Annotated in this window: 20 protein-coding genes; 5 read left to right on the top strand and 15 right to left on the bottom strand. The window is 30.9% G+C overall.

All coding sequences use genetic code 11. The features are described from left to right. Window positions 1-13: 13 nt before the first annotated feature. From AJN58_RS02230 to AJN58_RS02180, 11 genes are all read right to left on the bottom strand, one after another. On the bottom strand, window positions 14-550 hold the full coding sequence (locus AJN58_RS02230; protein WP_002870948.1) for a hypothetical protein: 537 nt from the start codon (window positions 548-550) through the stop codon (window positions 14-16). A 2-nt stretch (window positions 551-552) separates the two neighbouring features. Next, window positions 553-816, bottom strand: coding sequence for a DUF2018 family protein (locus AJN58_RS02225; RefSeq protein WP_070233419.1), 264 nt, complete (start codon window positions 814-816; stop codon window positions 553-555). Between the two features lie 138 nt (window positions 817-954). Beyond that, entirely contained in the window at window positions 955-1,512 is a 558-nt protein-coding gene (locus AJN58_RS02220; protein WP_002870949.1) for a 2-oxoacid:acceptor oxidoreductase family protein, read from the bottom strand. Continuing rightward, window positions 1,509-2,354, bottom strand: a complete 846-nt coding sequence (locus AJN58_RS02215; protein WP_002854895.1) for a 2-oxoglutarate ferredoxin oxidoreductase subunit beta — start codon at window positions 2,352-2,354, stop codon at window positions 1,509-1,511. The genes AJN58_RS02220 and AJN58_RS02215 overlap by 4 nt, the downstream gene beginning before the upstream one ends. Continuing rightward, window positions 2,355-3,479: a 2-oxoglutarate synthase subunit alpha gene (locus AJN58_RS02210; protein WP_070233418.1), complete on the bottom strand. Its 1,125-nt coding sequence runs from the start codon at window positions 3,477-3,479 to the stop codon at window positions 2,355-2,357. Window positions 3,480-3,487: 8 nt separating this feature from the next. Next, window positions 3,488-3,799: a 4Fe-4S binding protein gene (locus AJN58_RS02205; RefSeq protein ID WP_002854819.1), complete on the bottom strand. Its 312-nt coding sequence runs from the start codon at window positions 3,797-3,799 to the stop codon at window positions 3,488-3,490. 12 nt (window positions 3,800-3,811) lie between these two features. Further along, window positions 3,812-4,681, bottom strand: a complete 870-nt coding sequence (gene sucD, locus AJN58_RS02200; protein WP_002861259.1) for a succinate--CoA ligase subunit alpha — start codon at window positions 4,679-4,681, stop codon at window positions 3,812-3,814. Window positions 4,682-4,690: 9 nt separating this feature from the next. Further along, window positions 4,691-5,854, bottom strand: coding sequence for an ADP-forming succinate--CoA ligase subunit beta (gene sucC, locus AJN58_RS02195; RefSeq protein ID WP_002855069.1), 1,164 nt, complete (start codon window positions 5,852-5,854; stop codon window positions 4,691-4,693). Beyond that, on the bottom strand, window positions 5,855-6,757 hold the full coding sequence (locus tag AJN58_RS02190) for a malate dehydrogenase (protein WP_052782883.1): 903 nt from the start codon (window positions 6,755-6,757) through the stop codon (window positions 5,855-5,857). Next, complete coding sequence (locus AJN58_RS02185) at window positions 6,754-8,958, bottom strand: NADP-dependent isocitrate dehydrogenase (RefSeq protein ID WP_070286334.1); 2,205 nt, start codon at window positions 8,956-8,958, stop codon at window positions 6,754-6,756. The genes AJN58_RS02190 and AJN58_RS02185 overlap by 4 nt, the downstream gene beginning before the upstream one ends. 116 nt (window positions 8,959-9,074) lie before the next feature. Continuing rightward, window positions 9,075-11,645 (bottom strand): DUF3971 domain-containing protein, encoded by a 2,571-nt coding sequence (locus AJN58_RS02180; RefSeq protein WP_070276572.1) that lies wholly within the window; start codon window positions 11,643-11,645, stop codon window positions 9,075-9,077. On the opposite strand from AJN58_RS02180, the gene mltG reads away from it, so the two are divergent. The 5 genes from mltG (at window position 11,560) to AJN58_RS02155 (ending at window position 15,694) form a co-directional block, all read left to right on the top strand. Beyond that, window positions 11,560-12,561, top strand: a complete 1,002-nt coding sequence (gene mltG, locus AJN58_RS02175; protein ID WP_044778761.1) for an endolytic transglycosylase MltG — start codon at window positions 11,560-11,562, stop codon at window positions 12,559-12,561. The genes AJN58_RS02180 and mltG overlap by 86 nt on opposite strands. Before the next feature lie 79 nt (window positions 12,562-12,640). After that, on the top strand, window positions 12,641-13,072 hold the full coding sequence (flgB, locus tag AJN58_RS02170) for a flagellar basal body rod protein FlgB (protein WP_002854879.1): 432 nt from the start codon (window positions 12,641-12,643) through the stop codon (window positions 13,070-13,072). 9 nt (window positions 13,073-13,081) lie between these two features. Next, window positions 13,082-13,576: a flagellar basal body rod protein FlgC gene (gene flgC / locus AJN58_RS02165; RefSeq protein WP_002855235.1), complete on the top strand. Its 495-nt coding sequence runs from the start codon at window positions 13,082-13,084 to the stop codon at window positions 13,574-13,576. Window positions 13,577-13,582: 6 nt separating this feature from the next. After that, window positions 13,583-13,879, top strand: coding sequence for a flagellar hook-basal body complex protein FliE (gene fliE / locus AJN58_RS02160; protein WP_002856884.1), 297 nt, complete (start codon window positions 13,583-13,585; stop codon window positions 13,877-13,879). 6 nt (window positions 13,880-13,885) lie between these two features. Beyond that, window positions 13,886-15,694 carry a peptidoglycan D,D-transpeptidase FtsI family protein gene (locus AJN58_RS02155; protein WP_044794220.1) on the top strand — a complete coding sequence of 603 codons (1,809 nt, stop codon included), beginning with the start codon at window positions 13,886-13,888 and terminating at the stop codon, window positions 15,692-15,694. Here AJN58_RS02155 and AJN58_RS02150 read toward each other — a convergent pair. From AJN58_RS02150 to htpG, 4 genes are read right to left on the bottom strand one after another with little or no spacing between them, the layout of a single operon-like run. After that, a complete protein-coding gene (locus AJN58_RS02150; protein WP_070233416.1) occupies window positions 15,691-17,460 on the bottom strand; it encodes a Na/Pi cotransporter family protein in 1,770 nt (589 codons plus the stop codon). The two genes, AJN58_RS02155 and AJN58_RS02150, sit on opposite strands and share 4 nt — an antisense overlap. 3 nt (window positions 17,461-17,463) lie before the next feature. Beyond that, window positions 17,464-17,898, bottom strand: coding sequence for a hypothetical protein (locus AJN58_RS02145; RefSeq protein ID WP_070233415.1), 435 nt, complete (start codon window positions 17,896-17,898; stop codon window positions 17,464-17,466). Next, window positions 17,898-18,215 (bottom strand): rhodanese-like domain-containing protein, encoded by a 318-nt coding sequence (locus AJN58_RS02140; protein ID WP_002861250.1) that lies wholly within the window; start codon window positions 18,213-18,215, stop codon window positions 17,898-17,900. The genes AJN58_RS02145 and AJN58_RS02140 overlap by 1 nt, the downstream gene beginning before the upstream one ends. Continuing rightward, a complete protein-coding gene (gene htpG / locus AJN58_RS02135; protein WP_002921604.1) occupies window positions 18,212-20,038 on the bottom strand; it encodes a molecular chaperone HtpG in 1,827 nt (608 codons plus the stop codon). Before htpG ends, AJN58_RS02140 begins: the two co-directional genes overlap by 4 nt. Window positions 20,039-20,044 lie beyond the last annotated feature (6 nt).

Here is a 20,044-nt window from a genome sequence, read left to right as displayed (position 1 = left end):
TATCTTTTCCTTGTTAATTGCTATTATTATTTTCTTTGTTTGTTAATGGTTTTACCTGAGGTTCGTTAAAATTAATCATAGGAACAACCTGATTGTTTTGCGGTGGATTTTGTAAAGCTTTTTTTCTCGGATCTAAAAATTCTACCATTAAACGAGATTCCTTATCTTCTATATAAACTGTAAAAGTTGCCAAACCTTTATTATAAGCACTAAATTCTAAAATCAGTCTTGCTCTATCAATATGTGGATTGGTATAATCAGGTATTAAAGTTTGAGTTACCCAATCTAAATTTCTTCTTAAACTCATCACAAATTGACGCGGATATTTGCGAAATTTCGAATGTACGATGATATTAGTATTATCAAACAAAGTCCAATAAAAATCAAAATTTTGCACCTTATCTTCATAGCCTATTTCTTTAATCTGCACACTAGCTCTCTCATCTTTTTTAAGTATAAATTTATAAGTATAATCAAAAGTTGGTTCAGATGCTAAAACATTGCTAAAAATAAAAAAAATACAAATTAAACAAGGGCTTATTTTAAACAATTTTAGCCTTCGTGTCCTAAAATTTTTGCGCCTAATTCTATATAAATATCATTTTGCCTTTCTTCTATAAAATCACCATTTTCTAATATGAAATTTTTTACATCCATTTCTGTTAAACCTTGTTTTTCTAAAAGTTCTACCATGGCAATATGATCAGCAAAAAATTCCTCAAAAACTTTTTCTAAGGCTCCTAAATTTCCATTTTGTATAATTTCTATAAATTTTTCTTTTGGAGTTTTATTAAACAATTCATCAAAAAAATCCATTAATTTTCCTTGAAAATATAAGTTTTTGATTATAAAATTTTAATCGTTAAAAGTAGCTAAATTAAAATAATTAAAATTTAAATTTTATTTGCAATATGTAAAATTTTAGAAGTTAAATTCCGCATGGTGCGGAATTTATTATGAATGTGGTTTTGCTTGAGTGGCGTATTTTACACCCAAATCAAAAGCTTTAGCATTTGCGTCACGAGTTTTTGCAGGAACCATATGAAGCATAGTTTCCTTTAAAACATCTAAATCTATACATTTGCTCATATAAGCAGCAATTGCAAGTGCTACAACTGATTGAGTAGCCACATTTCCTACCTCATCTTTAGCTATGGTAATAATAGGAATTTCAAAAATTTGCCATTTTTTATAATCTTCACTTTCAGGATGTACCAAATTTGGCTCTACAACTATGATGCCTCCTTCTTTTACACCGCCACGAAAACCTTTATAGCCCTTATCTGCAGTCGAAAGCATAAAGTCTATCTCCCCTTCTACAGCATAAGGAAATAAAATTTCTTTATCATCAATGATAATATCCACCTTAGTAGGGCCACCACGCACTTGTGAAGTATAAGTTGAAGCCTTAAAAGCTTGGCGACCTTCTTTAATGGCTGCTTCTGCTAAAATTTCTCCTGCGGTGATAACACCTTGTCCGCCTTCACCACCAAATCTTAATTGATATTTCATTTTAAAGCTCCTAAATCCACCATTCTTTTTTCTTTGGCTGCACGACGTACTTCTTCATAAGCGTGGCAGTATTCTGGCTGAGAATTATCTTCATGTAAAATTCCTGTTGGAAATTTATCTTTTCTTTCTTCAAAATCCATGCTTTCAAATTTAGCTTTATCCACAACGCGATTTTTAATCCAATCAAGCATAGCTACAGCTTCGCCCATTTTATTTTTTCTACCTAGATTGATATGACAATTTGAAAAAACATCTACAAAACTATAACCCTTATGCGCTAGAGCCTTATAAATTAAATTTTCAAGCTTATTAGCTTCAATCACATTACCCCTTGCCACAAAAGAAGCTCCTGCAGCTTTAGTTAATTCACACGCATCAAAATTAGGGTCAATATTTCCAAATTGAGCTGTTACTGTATAAAAACCTTTTGGAGTGGTTGGGCTTGTTTGTGAATTCGTAAGTCCATAGATAAAATTATTGATCACAATGTGGGTTAAATCAATATTTCTACGACAACCATGTATGGTATGATTTCCACCAATTGCCAAAGTATCCCCATCTCCACTTACTACAATAACATGTTTACTAGGATTGGCTAATTTAATACCTGTTGCATAGGCTATTGCCCTACCATGAGTTGTATGAACTGTATTGCAATTTACATAAGAACTCATTCTACCACTACAACCTATACCCGAAACAAGACAAACATCATCCATATTCCAACCGAGTTTTTCTATTGCACGGATAATACATTTTAAAACAACGCCATCACCACATCCCCAGCACCACTGAGTAGGCATTTTATCTACTCTTAGATATTCATCATAATTAAAAGCCATTTATATATTCTCCTTTACCTTAGCAATAATTTCACTTGGAGTGATAGGACGACCATTTGCACGGTGCAAGCTAATAAAATCGCGACGCGAAGTTACTCTTTCAATCTCTTCAAGATATTGTCCCATATTAAGCTCGCTTACCATTACTTTTTTAAATTTGCTTACAACTTCAGCGATTTTTTTCTCAGCCACTGGATAAAGAGTAATTGGACGGAAAAGTCCCACTTTAATCCCTTGCTCTCTTAATCTTTGTATAGCTTCTTTTGCTGAACGACTTACGCTTCCATAAGCAATGATTAAAAATTCAGCATCATTAAGCATATACTCTTCATAAGCACAAATATCTTCTTGATTGTTTTTTATTTTACCTATGAGTCTTTCCATATTTTTTTTCACTATAACTCCATCTTCAGTTGGAAAACCTATATCTCCATGATGAAGTCCTGTAACATGATAACGATAACCTGTAAAGAAAGGATTTAAAGTTGCAGGCTCATTTTCTCCTGCTGCATAAGGTTTATAATCCTTTTTGTCTCCTTCAAATTTTTTACGGTTATACACTTTAATATCTTTTAAATCAGGTAAAACCGCTTTACCATTCATGTGCCCTACAGTTTCATCCATAAGTAAAAATACTGGAGTCATATATTTTTCAGCTAAATTAAACGCTCTAATGGTTTCTATATAAGCTTCTTCAAGACTTGCAGGAGCAATAGCAATGCTTGCAAAATCCCCATGAGTTGGTGCTTTAGCTTGAAACAAATCTCCTTGTGCTACACGAGTTGGAAGACCTGTCGAAGGACCACCTCTCATAACATTTACAATCACAAGTGGAATTTCAGCAATAAATGCAAGTCCTATTTGCTCCGCTTTTAAAGAAATTCCTGGACCGCTACTTGCAGTCATGGATTTTACTCCACTCATTGCCGCACCAATAGCCACGCTAATACCTGAAATTTCATCTTCCATTTGTATAAAAGTTCCATCATTTGCAGGAAGCATATGGCTTAATTCATGAGCTATCTCACTACTAGGAGTAATAGGATAACCTCCAAAAAATTTACATCCACAATCAATCGCAGCTTTGGCGATTAAAACATTACCTGTTGCTATAACTTCTCTCATTATTTTTCCTATGCTAATTTTTTGTATTTGTTATTTTTTACGGCTACAGCTCTATCTTTAGCCTCAGCAGTAAGTTTGGCAAATTTAAATTCATCTCTTTTTGCCACCATAATAGCAAAATCAGGGCAATGTGTCTCACACTCAGTACAGCCTATACAGGATTCAGGGTGTACCACCTCTATCATTTGTCCTAAAACCGCATGCACATCATCGCGCATAGCTAAAACCCCAGCGGGGCAATAGCTAACACAAATATTGCATGCTTTGCATCTATGCTCATCTACCCAAACAGGGGTATCTTTTGGAGCTGTCATACTCATGTTTTTCCTTTATCAACCTAATATTTTTTGAATTTCTTCACCAATTAAAGCCGGAGAATCCACCACATGAATTCCGTAACTTTTCAAAGCTTCTTTTTTAGCCACAGCACTTTCATCAGCACTTCCTACTATGGCACCTGCATGCCCCATTCTTTTACCTTTTGGAGCAGTTGCACCTGCAATGAATGCTACCACAGGTTTGCTAATATTTTCTTTAATAAATTTAGCCGCTTCCACTTCCAAACTACCACCAATTTCACCTATCATTACAATAGCTTTAGTTTCATCATCTTTTTGGAATTCACTTAAAAGTTCTTTATAAGCAAGACCTATGATAGGATCACCGCCAATTCCTACTGCAGTAGAAATTCCATAACCACCTTGAACTACCTGATTAGCAGCTTCATAAGTTAAAGTTCCACTTTTTGAAATAAGCCCCACGCAACCTTTTTTAAAAATAAAACCTGGCATAATTCCTAATTTGCATTCTTCAGAAGTGATAATACCTGGACAATTTGGTCCAATGATTTTCATACCCTTTTTATTAGCATATTGCTTAGCAAACATCATATCCTTTACAGGTGTATGCTCTGTGATTACAACTGCAAGCTTAATACCCGCATCGGCTGCTTCAATCACGCTATCACCCACAGCAAAAGCAGGTACAAAGATCAAGCTCACGTCAGCCTTTGTTGCTTTAACCGCATCTGCAACGGTATCAAAAACTGGTTTACCTAAATGAGTTTGTCCGCCTTTATGAGGGGTGACACCTCCAACTATATTTGTACCATAAGCCATGCATTGCTCAGCGTGAAAAGTTGCTTCTTTACCCGTAAAACCTTGAACTATTACTTTTGTATTTTTATTAACCAATATACTCATTTTCTATCCTTATCCTACTAAACTTTTTACAAGCTCTGCACCGTTTTTAAGATTGGTTGCTGCTTTGATATTTTTAAGATTTGAATTATCTAAAATTGTCTTTGCTTCTGCTGCGTTAGTGCCATCAAGACGCACTACAATTGGAATATTTACCTCAACATTCTTAGTAGCTTCTAAAATTCCATTTGCTATCCTATCACAACGAACAATGCCACCAAAGATATTAATAAATATAACTTTTACATTTTTATCTCTTAAAATAATTTCAAAAGCCTTTGCAACAGTTTCAGGAGAAGCTCCCCCACCTACATCTAAGAAATTTGCAGGTTTTGCACCACTATAATTAATAATATCCATAGTTGCCATTGCTAGACCCGCGCCATTTACCATACAAGCTACATCTCCATCTAATTTCACATAGCTTAAGCCAAATTCAGCCGCTTCTCTTTCAGCAGGATTTTCTTCGGTAATATCTCTAAGTTCAGCAATTTCAGGATGACGATAAAGTGCACTATCATCAAAACTGCATTTTGCATCAAGAGCATAAAAATCTCCTTCTGCAGTTTTAATTAAAGGATTGATTTCAAGCATATTCATATCTTTATCCATGTAAAGCTTATAAAGTTTAGCTATCATAGAAATGAGTTTTTTGCCTTCATCTTTATCAAGTCCTAAAACTCTCGCTACTTCAAGTCCATGAAACATTTTAAATCCAATTTGTGGATCAATACCTACTTTTGCAATTTTTTCAGGGCTTTCTTTGGCTACTTTTTCTATATCCATCCCTCCTTCACTTGAAGCGATAATGGTAATTTGCTCTGCCATTCTATTAAATAAAATAGCCAAATAATACTCTTTTACTATATTAGCACCACTTTCTATATAAAGTTTTTGTACAAGCTTACCTTCAGGTCCTGTTTGATGAGTTACTAAATTCATTCCTAAAATTTTACTTGCGTAATCTTTTACCTCATCTAAATTCTTAGCGATTTTAACACCACCACCAAGACCACGGCCTCCTGCGTGAATTTGAGCTTTAACTGCCCAAACACTACCGCCTAATTCTTTAGCATTAGCCACAGCTTCATCTACGCTAAATGCAACTTTTCCCTTTAAGGTAGGGATGCCATTGTCTGCAAAAATTGCTTTTGCTTGATACTCATGTATGTTCATTTATTCTCCTTTATATTGATATTTGATTAAAGATTTTTCTAATTTGTCTTTTTCTTGCAAACTAAGATCTAATCTCATGATTTCAATCACACCTTCAAGTCCTAATCTTGCCATAACTCCCAAGGCTTTGTTTTGCACTCCAAATTCTCCATGTAAAATCACACTCATAGGTAAAAACTCGCCACTTCTTATGGACTCAAGCATTCTTATGCAAGCACTAGCAGGGGCTAAATAAGCTGAAGTTTTAAGATGTTTAATTACTTTAGCTCCACCTGTTTTAACTTCATTTTCCAAATCATCAAATTCTTCTTCATTTAAAAATTCGCTTATATTTTTATTTTTAACACTTGCGTAAGATTTTACCAAAACCATATCATCATTATGAAAACCAATAAGTCTTGTATCCACGCTTGACATTTTGACATTAAGTTTTTTGGCAAGCTCATACTTAAATCTTGCATTGTCTAAAACTCCCGCCATGGCTATAATTTTCTTTGATGAAAAAATTCCGCTTTCATAAAGAGTATTAAGTAGAAAATCCACAGGATTAGTTAAAATAATAAAAAGCGGATCTTCTGTAAAATCTTTAATTTTTTTAGCGCAATCAAGCATAATGCTTGTATTCAACTGAAGCAATTCTTCTCTACTTTGCCCATCTTTTCTAGCAAAACCTGCACTAAAAAGCACTATATCTGAATTTTTGGTATGAGTATAATCTTTAGTGCAAAGTAAATCTATATTTAAATTTAAAGCAGCTATGCTTTGAGTAAGTTCTAGTTCTTTTGCATAAAGTAAATCCTCATTGATATCTACTAAAACAATTTCATTTGCTATTTCTCTTAAAATCAAAGCATAAGCTACGCTTGAGCCCACATTACCAGCCCCTATAACAGTAATTTTCATCTTTGTCCTATTTTTTCTAAAATAGCGTTAAAAGTTGCACTTGGACGCATGATTTTATTTGCTTTTTCATCATCAAATTTATAATATCCACCCAAATCCACTTTCACACCTTGTGCATCATTAAATTCGGCTCTGATTTTTTCTTCATTAGAAGAAAGCTCTAGGGCAATATCTTTAAAAAAGCTTTGAAGCTCCATATCACTTGCTTGTCTTGCTAAATGATTTGCAAAATACATTGCTAAGTAAAAATGACTTGTTCTATTGTCATCTTCTTTAACTTTTCTTGATGGAGCTTTATTATTTTCAAGCCATTCGCCTATAGCCTCATCAAGACATTCTGCTAAAACCTTAGCTTTATGATGACTACACTTATTTGCATAAAATTCCAAACTTGCTTGCAAAGCCAAAAATTCACCCAAACTATCCCAACGCAGATGATTTTCTTCGACTAATTGTTCTACTTGTTTAGGTGCTGAACCCCCTGCTCCTGTTTCAAACATAGCTCCACCCTTTAACATAGGCACAACAGAAAGCATTTTTGCACTTGTTCCAAGCTCTAAAATAGGAAAAAGATCGGTTAAATAATCCCTTAAAACATTACCCGTGATAGAAATAACATCTTTACCTTCTCGGATTAACTCTAAACTTCTTAAACAAGCTTCTTTTGGAGCTAAAATGGCTATATTTCTACCCTTTTCTTTTAAACGATTTTGTACCAAAGTTATCATGATTTTATTACTAGCTCTTTTGCTATCTAACCAAAAAATAGCTTCGACTCCACTAAGTTCTGATCTTTCTATACCTAAATCAATCCAATTTAGCACCGCATCAAATTTAGCCTGATTAACTCTATAAATATCACCTTTTCTAACCTTATGTTCTAATAAAACTTTACCGTTAGAAACTATTTTAAAAGCTCCTTCTTCTTTAGCCACAAAGGTTTTATCGTGCGAGCCATATTCTTGAGCCTTTTTAGCCATTAAACCTACATTAGATACACTGCCAAGTTTTGAAGGATTTAAAGTACCATTTTTATGCAAATCTTCAATAACCGCCTCATAAATAGTTGCGTAAGTTTGATCAGGAATTACGGCATTTGTGTCCTTTTCCTTACCTTCCTTATCCCACAATCTTGCGCCATTTTTAAGCATTGCAGGCATAGAAGCATCAACAATAACATCGCTTGGAACATGAAGATTTGTAATACCTTTATCTGAATTTACCATAGAAATATCTGCAGATTTAGCTAAAATTTCATTGTATTTTTGTAAAATTTCATCTTTTTTGCTTGAATTTTCGATCTTACTTAAAAGCTCACTTAAACCATTATTTGGATTAATACCTAATTTTTCAAATTCATCTTGAAATTCGATAAATAATTCTTTAAAAAATACTTTTACCGCATAGCCAAAAAGTATAGGATCACTTACTTTCATCATTGTAGCTTTTAAATGCAAAGAAAAAAGCACATCATCATCTTTGCTTGCTTTAATTTCTTTTGCATAAAATTCCTGAAGTTTTTGCACATCCATAAAAGTAGCGTCTAAAATTTCATTTTTTTCAAGTTTTAAGCCCTCTTTTAAAATTTCATTTTTACCATCAACGCTTGTAAATTCTATATTAGCCACACAATCTTGATCGATTAAAACCGCTTTTTCATTAGAGAAAAAATCCCCTTCTTTCATGTAAGAAACACGAGTTTTTGAGTTTGGATTAAACTCAACCACACGATAAGGATTGTTTTTTGCATAGTCTTTTACCGCTTTTGTTGAACGACGATCTGAATTTCCTTGTCTTAATACAGGATTAACCGCTGAACCTAAAACTTTTTGATATTTTGTTTTAATTTGCAATTCTTCATCATTTTTTGGCTCATCTGGGTAATTTGGTAACATGTAACCCTTATCTTGCAATTCTTTAATCGCCGCCTTAAGCTGAGGAATAGAAGCTGAAATATTTGGGGTTTTAATAAGATTTGCATCCGATCTTTTGACAAGCTCGCCTAAAAGCTCTAAAGCATCTTCACATCTTTGTTCCTCTTTTAAATACTCACTAAAAGTAGCTAAAATCCTTCCAGATAAAGAAATATCCGAGGTTTTTACTCCTATATGTGCCCTACTTAAAAAAGCTTTCACTATAGGCAAAAACGAATAAGTCGCAAGAGCTGGAGACTCATCTGTTAAGGTATAAGTAATTTGCATTTTTAGTCCTTTAAAATACTTATTTTTATTTTCATTTTTAAGTATATTACAAATAAAAAAAAATGCAAGAGTAAGTTTAAAGTTTGTTTTAGTTTTCAAACAAACTTTAAATATTTTTAATTAAGTAAATTAGCAGGAAGTTGTATGATATTTTTAATAAGATTAAAAGGGGTTTTTAGAGTATCTGTTAAAATTTCGGTATGAAATTTAGGATCATCTATACTTCCATCTATTTTTAAGTTTGTGCTAATTTCTTGATTTTTACCTAAAATTACATAATTTAAAATTGGAACCTTGGATATAGCTTCTGAAGCTGATTTTAAAGTTTTAAGCTCTAAACTAAAATCCACTGTATTTAATCTTAAATTTGCTGATCCTAAACCATATATATCTACACTATCGCCATTTAAATTAATAGCTGAAACACTTAAAAGATCTTTTTTCCTATTAAAAATAATCTTTCCATCATGCAAGCTTAAACCTTTTTGATTAAAAGTTGGAGATTTAAACATCAATAAACTTGGTACAGTATCAATAAAGGAAATAAGCTGATTTACACCTTTTAAATCCTTCACATAAGTGTTTTTAAAATCGATCTGTCCGTCAAAATACTCCAATCCACTTCCTTTTATACTTAAGTTAAACACTCCATCTTGAACAGCTTGTTTTTGTAAAAACTCATTTAAATAATTATCATCAATATTGCTAACGTTTAAATTTAAATCATTAGAAGAATAATAAAGATCAAATTTTGCATTTCCTCTAGAACCTTTAAGATCCAAAGCATTGCCTTTTAAATCAGCCTCTACCCTATCAAAAGCCAAAGTTTTATTAGAATCTGGCAAAATTAAAGCTACATTTGCTCCACCAAAACTAATATTTTGGGTATTAGTAGAAATATCAAATGTTGAATTTGAAGAGTTGGAATCTTTTCTATAAATATAACTTAAATTTTTCAAATGAATTTCTTTATTATCAGAACTTATTTTAGCACTTGCTGTATCACTTTGAGTATGAATTTCTATAATGCCTTTATTTTTTACAATATCAAAGCTATCATTTTCATAAGGAGTTTGACCGTTGATAAGTAAATTATTTTTAAAATAAGCATCATTAACGCTTGCATTAAAATCTTCGAAATTTAAAGTTTTATAATAAACATTTTTAGCATCGATAAACCCAAACTTTTTAAGCAATGGAGAAAATGAAAATAAAATCTTAGGATTACTAAGATTAGCCTCAAGTCCATCTTTAAAATTTAAAATCAAATTCCACTGAGGAATGCTAATGTTAACATTTTGCGAATAATCTAATTTTACTTCTACATTTTGATTTTTTAAATCTAAAAGCTCCCCATTGTCAAAATAAAGCCTTGAAATCTGAGTATTGAAATTTCCTTGCTGTTTTTGCAAGTCAAATTTAGCATTAAAATCAGCTTTTAAAAAGCCATTTTCAACACTAGCATTTTCTATATTTAAATTATTTTGATTTAATTTGACAAATGCTTTTGCAATATTAAAATCAGCCAAAGAAATACTAGCATTCTCTAAAGCTAAAATACCACTATAAAAAATTTCACCCTTATCATGAAAATCAATTTTAAGCTCTAAATCACTTTTAATTTTTCCGCTTTTTTGATAAAAAGGTAATGAAAAATGATAATCTTCCAAAGCTTTAGCAAGTTTTTCGTCAAATTTTAGATTATTAGACTTAATACGCAAATAAATCCCAGCTTTTTTTTCATCAAATAAATCATATAGATAAACCTTACTAGAACTTAAATCAGCACCATTATAGAAAGCTTTATTAAAGACAAAATCAAGCTTTTGTTTGTTTAAATTTAAATCGAGTTTTGGAATTTCAATAGCATTCATTTTATCATCCAAACGAACTTTGACATTATTAACATAACCTGATGCGCTAATATTGTCTAAATAATAATTATTTTTAGTAAAATCTATAAAGCCCTGCAAATAATCTAAATGATAAAATTCTCCCTTAGCCCTATATGCCATCCAAAGATTTAAACTCTGTGGAAGTTCTATTCTTTTATTAACTCTTTTAAAAATTTCCGTAATATTTCTAATATTTAAATCTTCTATTTTATAAGCTAAATTTTTATCTTTGTAAGAGATACTTGCGTTAAAGTCAAGCAATTCTCCAGTTGCTCTACCTTGAAAATAATAAAACTCGCTCTTAGTATTGATACTTAAATTTCCATCAATATTTAAATCATAATCTTTTAATAAAAGTTTTTTAATACCAGCTATAAGTTCTTTATTTTGACGCTGTAATGTTAATTTTAAAAACAATAAATCATTATCTATAAAAAATTCATTATCTTTAAATAAAATACGCACATGATTATCTTTTATATTTAAATTTTGTATATCAATCTCTTCAACAAAAGTATATAGATATTTTAAATTTTTTGTTATTTTTAAAATCTCTGTTGAAGCATTATCAGAAGAGTGAGTTTGTGATGAAATTTCGGAATTTTGAGTCTCATTTATAGTGATATTTTTTGCTCGTACAATTAATTTTTTATCTAATTTAATATATAATTGTTCTAATTTTAAAAAATCAAATTGGATACTAGAGATGACAATCCCATTTTTAAGCACTATAAACAAAGCTAATATAAGCACAACAAAAAATACAACAATATATAAAATTTTCTTTTTCATACGCAACTTCTTTTTGATATTTATTTTGGGGATTTTTTATTATCTAACTCAGCCTTTAAAAAGCAATTCTGTGGTATTTATTCCCCAAGGTTCAATTTCTCAAATTATAACATATTTAAAGCAAAATAAATATCAGATGAGTAGTATTGATAAATATATTTTATTTTTTTTAGGACACCCTCAATCAGGCTGGATCAACATAGGTACAAAAGATTTAAATAGAGCTGAATTTCTACATAAACTCACTATTGCTAAAGCAGCACTTCAAACCATTACTCTTATCCCAGGGGAAACAAGTGTAATCTTTTTAGAACAAGCAGCCAAACAACTTGGACTTGATAAAGATATACTTTTAAAAGAATTTCAAGCTCAAGCTCCTTATGATGAAGGAGTTTTTTTACCAGAAACTTATAAAATCCCAAAAGGCATTACAGAAAATCTACTCATTCAAATGCTTTTAAATCATGCTGAAATTTCCAATAAAAAAACTTCTGAGAAAATTTTTGGGGATTATAATCCAAAAAAATGGCACCAATATATCATCATCGCTTCTGTAATACAAAAAGAAGCTGCCAATGAAAATGAAATGCCTATAGTTGCAAGCGTAATTTACAATCGACTTAAAAAAGGTATGAAGCTTCAAATGGATGGAACTTTAAATTATGGAATTTACTCCCATGTAAAAGTTACCCCACAAAGAATAAGACAAGATAATAGCTCTTATAATACCTATAAATTTACGGGATTGCCTAAAGAAGCGGTTTGTAATGTTTCTTTAGCTGCTATTCGTGCAGCTATTTTTCCTTTAAAAACAGATTATTTATATTTTGTGCGTGATAAAAATACTGGAGTTCATATTTTTAACACAAATATAGATGATCACAATAAAGCTATAAATTTACAAAAAGGAAAATAATTTTGATATTTTTATACAAAATAATTAAATTGGAACAGTATTTGCTTGCTAATATTAAAAATTATAAAAAGGATAAAAAATGATTAACCCATTTAAGTCAAAAGAACTAGTCACTGGTGCTTTAGCGGGTAGAAATCTAAGAAATCAACTCATCAATGCCAATCTTGCAAATGTTGATACTCCTTTTTATAAAGCAAGAGATATTGAATTTGAAACAGCTTTGGTAAATCGTGCAAATGAAATTTTTAAAAAAAATGATAATAAAGAATTGCAATTAGCCGTAACTGAAGAAGGACATCAAAAACCTTGGAAATTTCCAGATCCTAGTAAATCTACTATTTACTTAAGAGACGGACATTTAGCAAGAAATGATGCAAATACTGTTGATCTAGATGTAGAAACCACAGAAATGAGCAAAAATACAGTTATGATAACAGCTCTTGATGGAGTTTTAAGAAGACAAAGCAATATCTTTAGTTCTATACTTGACGCAAGCTCTAAATTAAGTTAAAGGTAAATTATGGCATACTTAAGTGATTTTGATATTAGTGGTTATGGTTTAAGTGCTCAACGTTTTAGAATGAATGTTATTAGCTCTAATATAGCTAATGCAAACACTACAAGAACAGCTGAGGGTGGGCCTTATAGAAGACGCGAAGTGATCTTTAAAGCAACAGATTTTGATAAGCTTTTAAATGAGCAAATTAACAAAGATAATAATTTTTTAAAATATGAAAATCCTTTAAATGATCCAAGTTCGCCAGAAGAAGCTAAACCTGCTATTCAAAGTGTTGTAGTGGATAAAGTGGTCAGAGATGACAAAGATTTTCGCATGAAGTATGATCCGAGCCATCCTGATGCAAATGCTGAAGGTTATGTAGCGTATCCAAATGTAAATCCTGTTATTGAAATGGCAGATTTGATTGAAGCTACAAGAGCTTATCAAGCCAATGTAAGTGCTTTTACAAGTGCAAAAACTATAGCTCAAAGTGCGATTGATTTATTAAGAGGATAATAAAAAATGAACAATATTAATGATTTAAGATTAAATAATAATATTTCAAATACCAACAAAAGTCAAAATTCCACAGGAATTGGTGATGAATTTGCCAAGATGCTTAAAAATGAAATCGATGATTTAAATAAAGCACAAGAAAGTGGAGAAGCTGCAATGACAGACATTGCCACAGGACAAGTAAAAGATTTACATCAAGCAGCTATAGCTATCACTAAAGCTGAAAGCAGTATGAAATTTATGCTAGAAGTAAGAAATAAAGCGATCAGTGCTTATAAAGAAATCACAAGAACTCAAATTTAAACCCTAATGCAAGAATATAAAAAAAATAGGGTTTCAAAAGTTGCCTTTGCCTACTGCATGGCACTTTTGTTTATGATTATTTTTATCAGCTCTACTTTTTTTCTTACATCAAAACGTCATATACCTAACACTGAAAAAGATCAATATGCTCTTGCTCTAAGAGGATCGATTATAACTAAAGATAATTTTACTATCACAAGTTCTAAACAAATTTATCGCGCTGAAATTGATCTTAGAAGTATCAACAAAGATAAATTTGATCTATTTTTAAAGCTTTTTCAAATTTATAGTGGGATAAGTAACGATCAAATAGCAGATATTAAAAAAAGAATGCAAAATCAAAAAAAACGCTCTTATAATTTTGTTCTTTTACAAAACTTAGATTCCAAGCAAGCAAGCTACCTTAAAGACCTTGCTAAAAAACTTTATATACAAGGCTTTTTCAAAGCTTTTACAAATAATTCTGGAAGAGTTGAAACAAGAGGATTAAATATCATCGAACATGAAGAAGATAGAATTTACATGTCAAAAGATTCTTTTACTCCTATTATCGGTTATACTAAAATGATATTAGATCCAGAAAGTGGAATTTTAAAAAATATAGGAGTTAAAGGTTTAGAAAAATACTACGATGAATGTCTAAGTCCTGTTCAAAATGAAAAAATTCAAGGACTTAAAGATATAGGTGGAAATATTATTTTAAATCTAAATTCACTACAACAAAAAAAGATCAATGGTTGTGATTTATATTTAAATCTTTCTTTAAAACTACAAAAAAGCATAGAAAAAGCCATAGATCAAAGAAATGAGGATTTAAAAGCCAATGAAATCATCGTTGGGGTAATGGAAAGCAAAACAGGAAGAATTTTAGCTTTAGCAAGCTCAAGGCGCTATGACCCGCAAAATCGTGGAAAAGATCTATCAGTTCTTAATGCAAGCGCTATAGAATACGGCTATGAAGCAGGTTCTGTTATCAAACCTTTTATCTTTACAACAGCCTTAAGACTTGGTAAAATAAAAATGGATGAAGTAATTAATACTTATGGCGGTTCTTATAAGCTAGGACGTTTCACCATCAAAGACGATCACAAAATGGACAAAATGACTATGGAGGAAGTTATAAGATATTCTTCAAATATAGGCATGATACAAATTGCTAAAAGACTTAACAATATAGAAATCGTATCAGGACTTAAAATATTTAAATTTGGCGAAAAAAGTGGTATTGACCTACCCTATGAACAAAAAGGAGAAATTCCAAATCCTAAGCGCTTAAGAGATATAGAAAAATCTGTTTTAAGTTATGGTTATGGACTTAAAACAACCTTTATACAACTCCTTGCGGCTTATAATGTTTTCAACAATGATGGGTTTTATATCACACCGCGTTTAGCTGAAAAATTCTATCAAAATGGACGCTTTACAAATCTTGATAATGATGTAAAAAAAGAAAAAATTCTTTCTAGCGAAGCTGCTAAAACGATGCAAAATGTTCTTATAAATGTTATAGAAAAAGGAACAGGAAAAAAAGCAATTACACAAGGTATTATTGCAGGAGGTAAAACAGGAACGGCAAGAATAGCCGAAAGACAAGGTTACACCTCAAATCGCTACAATGCATCCTTTTTTGGTTTTGCAAATGATTTAAATCACGCCTATACCATAGGAGTTCTCGTAAGACATCCTACTAAACCTTATAGTTATTATGCTGCACAAAGCGCTTTGCCTATGTTTAAAGATGTTGTTGATATTTTAATCAATGAAGAATTTCTAACGCCTATACAAGACAATAACCAAACTAGCACAAACAACTAGTTTGATATATCTTTAGAAAATATCACCTCAACAGCACCTATAAGTTCTTCAGCAATCTTAGCAGCAAAAGTTGTATCATTAAGTATTGAAATTCCTTCAGCTGTTGTGATTTTTCTTACCGAAATAAGATGTTCAACATTGCTCAAGGTTAAAGTATCGATTTCTTTTAAAATTTCTTTTCCTTTTTGAAGATTTTTAATAATCAAATAAAGCTTTTCACGATCTTCAACCACTCTAAGCTCTTCGATACTTCTTAAAAGCTCTCCTAAATTCGATCTAATTTTATTATACTCTAAAGCCAAAAATTCATTAGAAGAACTAGAATATTTCTTAATATTTGCTTGGATAATTTTTAAATTTTTAGTTGTTTCGGCTAAATTTTTAGCTGCCATCTTAAAGGTAAAAATTTTATGATTCTTTGCTTCATCGTTAATATAAACTTGTGCTTTAGTTGAAAAATCAATAATAGCTTCAAAAAGAACCTTTATCCTAGTTTGATACAAATAGTCCAAATCCACATTTTTACTAAACCACCTTTTATTTTCTAAAATTTCTTTAAAACTTTTATCACTTTGTATATCTTTACGACTAAAACCTATAGCATGAGCAACAATTGCATAGGTATTGTTATAAAGATGCTCGCTTTCTTTCCTTAAAGCTTCGATGGCTGTGTCGCTAAACTTAACCAAACTACTATCAAGATATAAAGGTTTGTCTTTATTCTTATCTTTAGGAGCTTTTACCAACTTATTTAAAAAAAGAACAATTTGAGGAGTAAAGAATGAAAAAAGCACAACACCAATTAAATTGAACAAAGTGTGAAATAATGCTACTTTCAAAGCTATATCTTCTATGTTTAATACAATGGATAAAAAATTAAGAAAATGTATAAAATAAGGAAAAATAAGCACTATTAAAAAAGCTATACCAAAATTAAAAATACAATTTGCAAACGCTAATTTCTTTCCTTCAATATTGGTACTTAAAGAAGCTAAAGCAGCCGTTACAACCCCTCCAACACTAGTACCTAAAGTTGCTGCTAAGGAATTTTCCAAACTGATTTGTCCAGCAAGTAAAGCAGCAACAATAATAGCCATTGTAGCTGTGCTTGATTGTATAACTCCTGTAAGCAAAGCACCCAATCCTAAAAAAACAAAAACTCCTTTAAAACCAGCAAAATCAAAGCGAGAAAGATCAATTATATGTTTAAAATTTTCAAAACCACTTTTAATATAATCCACACCCAAAAAGAAAAATCCTATACCAATAAAAATATTACCCAAACCCTTTAAAACACTATCTTTTTGAAAGAAAAATAATACTCCAATAATCAAAAGTGGGATAGCTAACATTGAAATTTTAATATTTGTCAAACCAACAATCAGCCAAGAACTTGCCGTATTTCCTAAATTTGCTCCAAAAATAATCCCTATGCCCGCACCTAAAGAAATAAGCCCTGCACTCAAAAAAGAAATCGTAATAATAGAAACTAAAGTTGAAGATTGCATAATTAAAGTACTTAAAGTACCAAAAAGTATACTTTTTATCTTTGTATCAGTTGACTTTGCTAAAATTTTTTCAAGCAAACCACCACTAAAAGCTTTAAAACCTATACCTAAATTAGTCATTCCAATAAGAAGTATTGCCACTCCTGCTAAAAGATTGGCAAGCCCATCATAACGAATTAAAATAAAAATCAGAACTAAAGTAAAAATGCTCCATGAAATAAATTTAAAATATTTTAAAGAATTTCTTTCCTCTTGCAATGCCTAACCTTTTAGTTTTTCAAATTCATTCATCAGAAATTCTCTTAAATTTTCAGCTTCTTCTTCCCCTTTTTCTAGATACTCAAGCAATAAATTTTCTAATTCTTTTAAAAAAGAAAAAAGTTCGTTTTGCCAAATACTATCGTTTTTATTACTCAAATTCATGGTTTGTATGAAAGTCAGCTCCCTGCTTAAATCCCCAAGTTTTTCTAAAAATTCATCTTTTTGATAAGAAATTTTTAATGCTAAATTAGTATTTTGGATATTTTCTTTAAATTCTCTGATTTTTTCATCGATTAAATCACAAAATTTCGGATAAATATCCATTTTAATAGGCTCTAAAAGAGTTCGCTCATCTATATTTAAAGTAAGCTTTTTAACAGCAAAATAAAGAGCTAAAAAAGACAAAGCTGCTATGAGTAAATAAATTCCTAGCATTAATAACCCTTAAGGGCTAGCATGCCGCCATCTAAATTAATGCTTTCAAGTCCCAATTTTTCGGCTATAAATTCAGCTGCAACCATGCTTCTATGACCACTACGACAAATAAAAGCAAGTTTTTTATTTTCATCTCTTTTACTTTGAAATTCATCTAAAAATTTAGCATTTAAAAGCCCTTTATTATCATATAAAGCCACACATTGCGCATTAGGTAAAATACCTTCTTCCCATTCTAAAGGAGTGCGCACATCAAAAATTTGATATGCGTTTAAATCTTGCTTTGTCCAAAGACTTGCAGGGATATTCTCTATCATGAAAAAGCCTTGTTGATGATTTTTGTAAGGCTTGCATTAAATTCAGCAGGATTATCCACGCCCATACCTTCGCTTAGTTTTGCCATATTTAAAACTAGGGTTGCTATATCTGCGCTAAAAGTTTCGTTGTTTTTAAGACCTGTAAAAATAGCGTGTTTTGGATTGATTTCTAAAATAGGTTTGAAATTTTGCTCTTGACCCATTTGTTTTAAGAGTTGCTGCATAGCAAAATCAGGTTTATTTTTATCATAAACTATACAACTTGGGCTATCTTTTAAACGACTGGTTAGTCTTACATCTTCAACTTGATCTTTTAGAAGTTCTTTAAATTTAGCTACAAGTGGAGCAAAAGTATTTTTTTCTTCATCACTTAGTTCATTTTTATCTTCTACTTGATTGATGGCTACAAATTTCAAACCTTCAAATTCTAGCATAGGAGTTACTAAAGAATCAATCTCATCGTCCATGAGTAAAACTTCTATATTTTTTTGTTTATACTCTTCAAGCAAAGGAGAGGTTCTTAATAAACTTTCATTATTTCCTGCTATATAAAAAATTTCCTTTTGTTCGCCTTGAAGGTCATTTTTATACTCCTCTAAAGAGCGTAAATTTTCACCTTTAGTGCTTTTATAAAGCATGAGTTTTAAAAGACCGTCTTTTTCTCCACCAAAACCATAAAGTCCTTCTTTTAATACCTTGCCAAAGGTTTTAAAGAAAGATAAGTATTTTTCTTTATCATTGTTTTTTAGTTTTTCAAGTTCACCTAAAATCTTTTTAACGCTAGCTTCTTTAACACCTTTTAAAATTTGATTTTCTTGTAAAATTTCACGGCTTACATTAAGCGGCAAATCTTCTACATCGATAATCCCACGCACAAAACGCAAATAAGTTGGTAAAAGTTCTTTATCGTCATCACTGATAAATACGCGTTTTACATAAAGTTTTAAGCCACTTTGATAATCCACACGGAATAAATCAAAAGGTGCATTTTGTGGTATGAAAAATAAAGAATTGTATTCTAATTTTCCTTCGCTTTTAGTGTGAAGATAAAGTAAAGGTTTGTTTGAATCATGAAAATTTTGCTCATAAAATCTTTCATAATCTTCTGCTTTAAGGCTTGATTTTTGCATTCTCCATAAAGCATTGGCTTTATTGATTTGAGAAATTTTAAGTTCAGTTTTCCCTTCTTCTTCGCCTTCTTTAGCAGGAGTAAATTCTTCTTTTTCCATGAAAATTGGAAATTGAATATGATTAGAATATTTTTCAATAATGCTTTCGATTTTATAAGTATTAGCAAACTCATCATCTTTTAAATATAAAGTAATGCTTGTTCCTTGTTCTTCTTTGTTTGCGTCATCAATCTCATAACCATTTGCATCAGAACTCCAAAGATAAGCTTTATCATCTAAAGCTTTTTTACTTAAAACTTCGATTTTACTAGCCACCATAAAAGCAGAATAAAAACCTACTCCGAATTGTCCTATGAGTTGAGAATCTTTTTTAGCATCACCGCTCAAATTTTCTAAAAAGCTTTTAGTACCGCTTTTTGCTATGGTTCCAAGGTTGTTGATAAGATCATCTTTATCCATACCTATACCATTATCACTAATGCTTAAAGTTTTTTTATCTTTGTCAATTTTGATTTCAATTTTAGGTTCGAATTTTAAGCTTTTATATTTATCATCACTTACACTCAAAAAATTAAGCTTATCTAAAGCGTCGCTTGCGTTTGAAATAAGTTCTCTTAAAAAAATTTCTTTATTAGAATATAAAGAGTGTATCATAAGCTGTAAAAGCTGATTTACTTCGGTTTGAAATTGCATTTTAAT

This window comes from Campylobacter sp. BCW_4321 (assembly GCF_001763075.1).
Lineage (GTDB): Bacteria > Campylobacterota > Campylobacteria > Campylobacterales > Campylobacteraceae > Campylobacter_D > Campylobacter_D jejuni.
Note: the sequence above shows the minus strand (reverse complement) of the source record. Positions and strands in the feature narration are given on the sequence as shown.

Bases quoted from the DNA above. Each gene is read 5' to 3' on its own strand.
- AJN58_RS02225 (WP_070233419.1), bottom strand. From the start codon at position 816: ATGGATTTTTTTGATGAATTGTTTAATAAAACTCCAAAAGAAAAATTT.
- AJN58_RS02220 (WP_002870949.1), bottom strand. From the start codon at position 1,512: ATGAAATATCAATTAAGATTTGGTGGTGAAGGCGGACAAGGTGTTATC.
- AJN58_RS02215 (WP_002854895.1), bottom strand. From the start codon at position 2,354: ATGGCTTTTAATTATGATGAATATCTAAGAGTAGATAAAATGCCTACT.
- AJN58_RS02210 (WP_070233418.1), bottom strand. From the start codon at position 3,479: ATGAGAGAAGTTATAGCAACAGGTAATGTTTTAATCGCCAAAGCTGCG.
- AJN58_RS02205 (WP_002854819.1), bottom strand. From the start codon at position 3,799: ATGAGTATGACAGCTCCAAAAGATACCCCTGTTTGGGTAGATGAGCAT.
- sucD (WP_002861259.1), bottom strand. From the start codon at position 4,681: ATGAGTATATTGGTTAATAAAAATACAAAAGTAATAGTTCAAGGTTTT.
- sucC (WP_002855069.1), bottom strand. From the start codon at position 5,854: ATGAACATACATGAGTATCAAGCAAAAGCAATTTTTGCAGACAATGGC.
- AJN58_RS02190 (WP_052782883.1), bottom strand. From the start codon at position 6,757: ATGAAAATTACTGTTATAGGGGCTGGTAATGTGGGCTCAAGCGTAGCT.
- AJN58_RS02185 (WP_070286334.1), bottom strand. From the start codon at position 8,958: ATGCAAATTACTTATACCTTAACAGATGAGTCTCCAGCTCTTGCGACT.
- mltG (WP_044778761.1), top strand. From the start codon at position 11,560: ATGACAATCCCATTTTTAAGCACTATAAACAAAGCTAATATAAGCACA.
- AJN58_RS02180 (WP_070276572.1), bottom strand. From the start codon at position 11,645: ATGAAAAAGAAAATTTTATATATTGTTGTATTTTTTGTTGTGCTTATA.
- flgB (WP_002854879.1), top strand. From the start codon at position 12,641: ATGATTAACCCATTTAAGTCAAAAGAACTAGTCACTGGTGCTTTAGCG.
- flgC (WP_002855235.1), top strand. From the start codon at position 13,082: ATGGCATACTTAAGTGATTTTGATATTAGTGGTTATGGTTTAAGTGCT.
- fliE (WP_002856884.1), top strand. From the start codon at position 13,583: ATGAACAATATTAATGATTTAAGATTAAATAATAATATTTCAAATACC.
- AJN58_RS02155 (WP_044794220.1), top strand. From the start codon at position 13,886: ATGCAAGAATATAAAAAAAATAGGGTTTCAAAAGTTGCCTTTGCCTAC.
- AJN58_RS02145 (WP_070233415.1), bottom strand. From the start codon at position 17,898: ATGCTAGGAATTTATTTACTCATAGCAGCTTTGTCTTTTTTAGCTCTT.
- AJN58_RS02140 (WP_002861250.1), bottom strand. From the start codon at position 18,215: ATGATAGAGAATATCCCTGCAAGTCTTTGGACAAAGCAAGATTTAAAC.
- htpG (WP_002921604.1), bottom strand. From the start codon at position 20,038: ATGCAATTTCAAACCGAAGTAAATCAGCTTTTACAGCTTATGATACAC.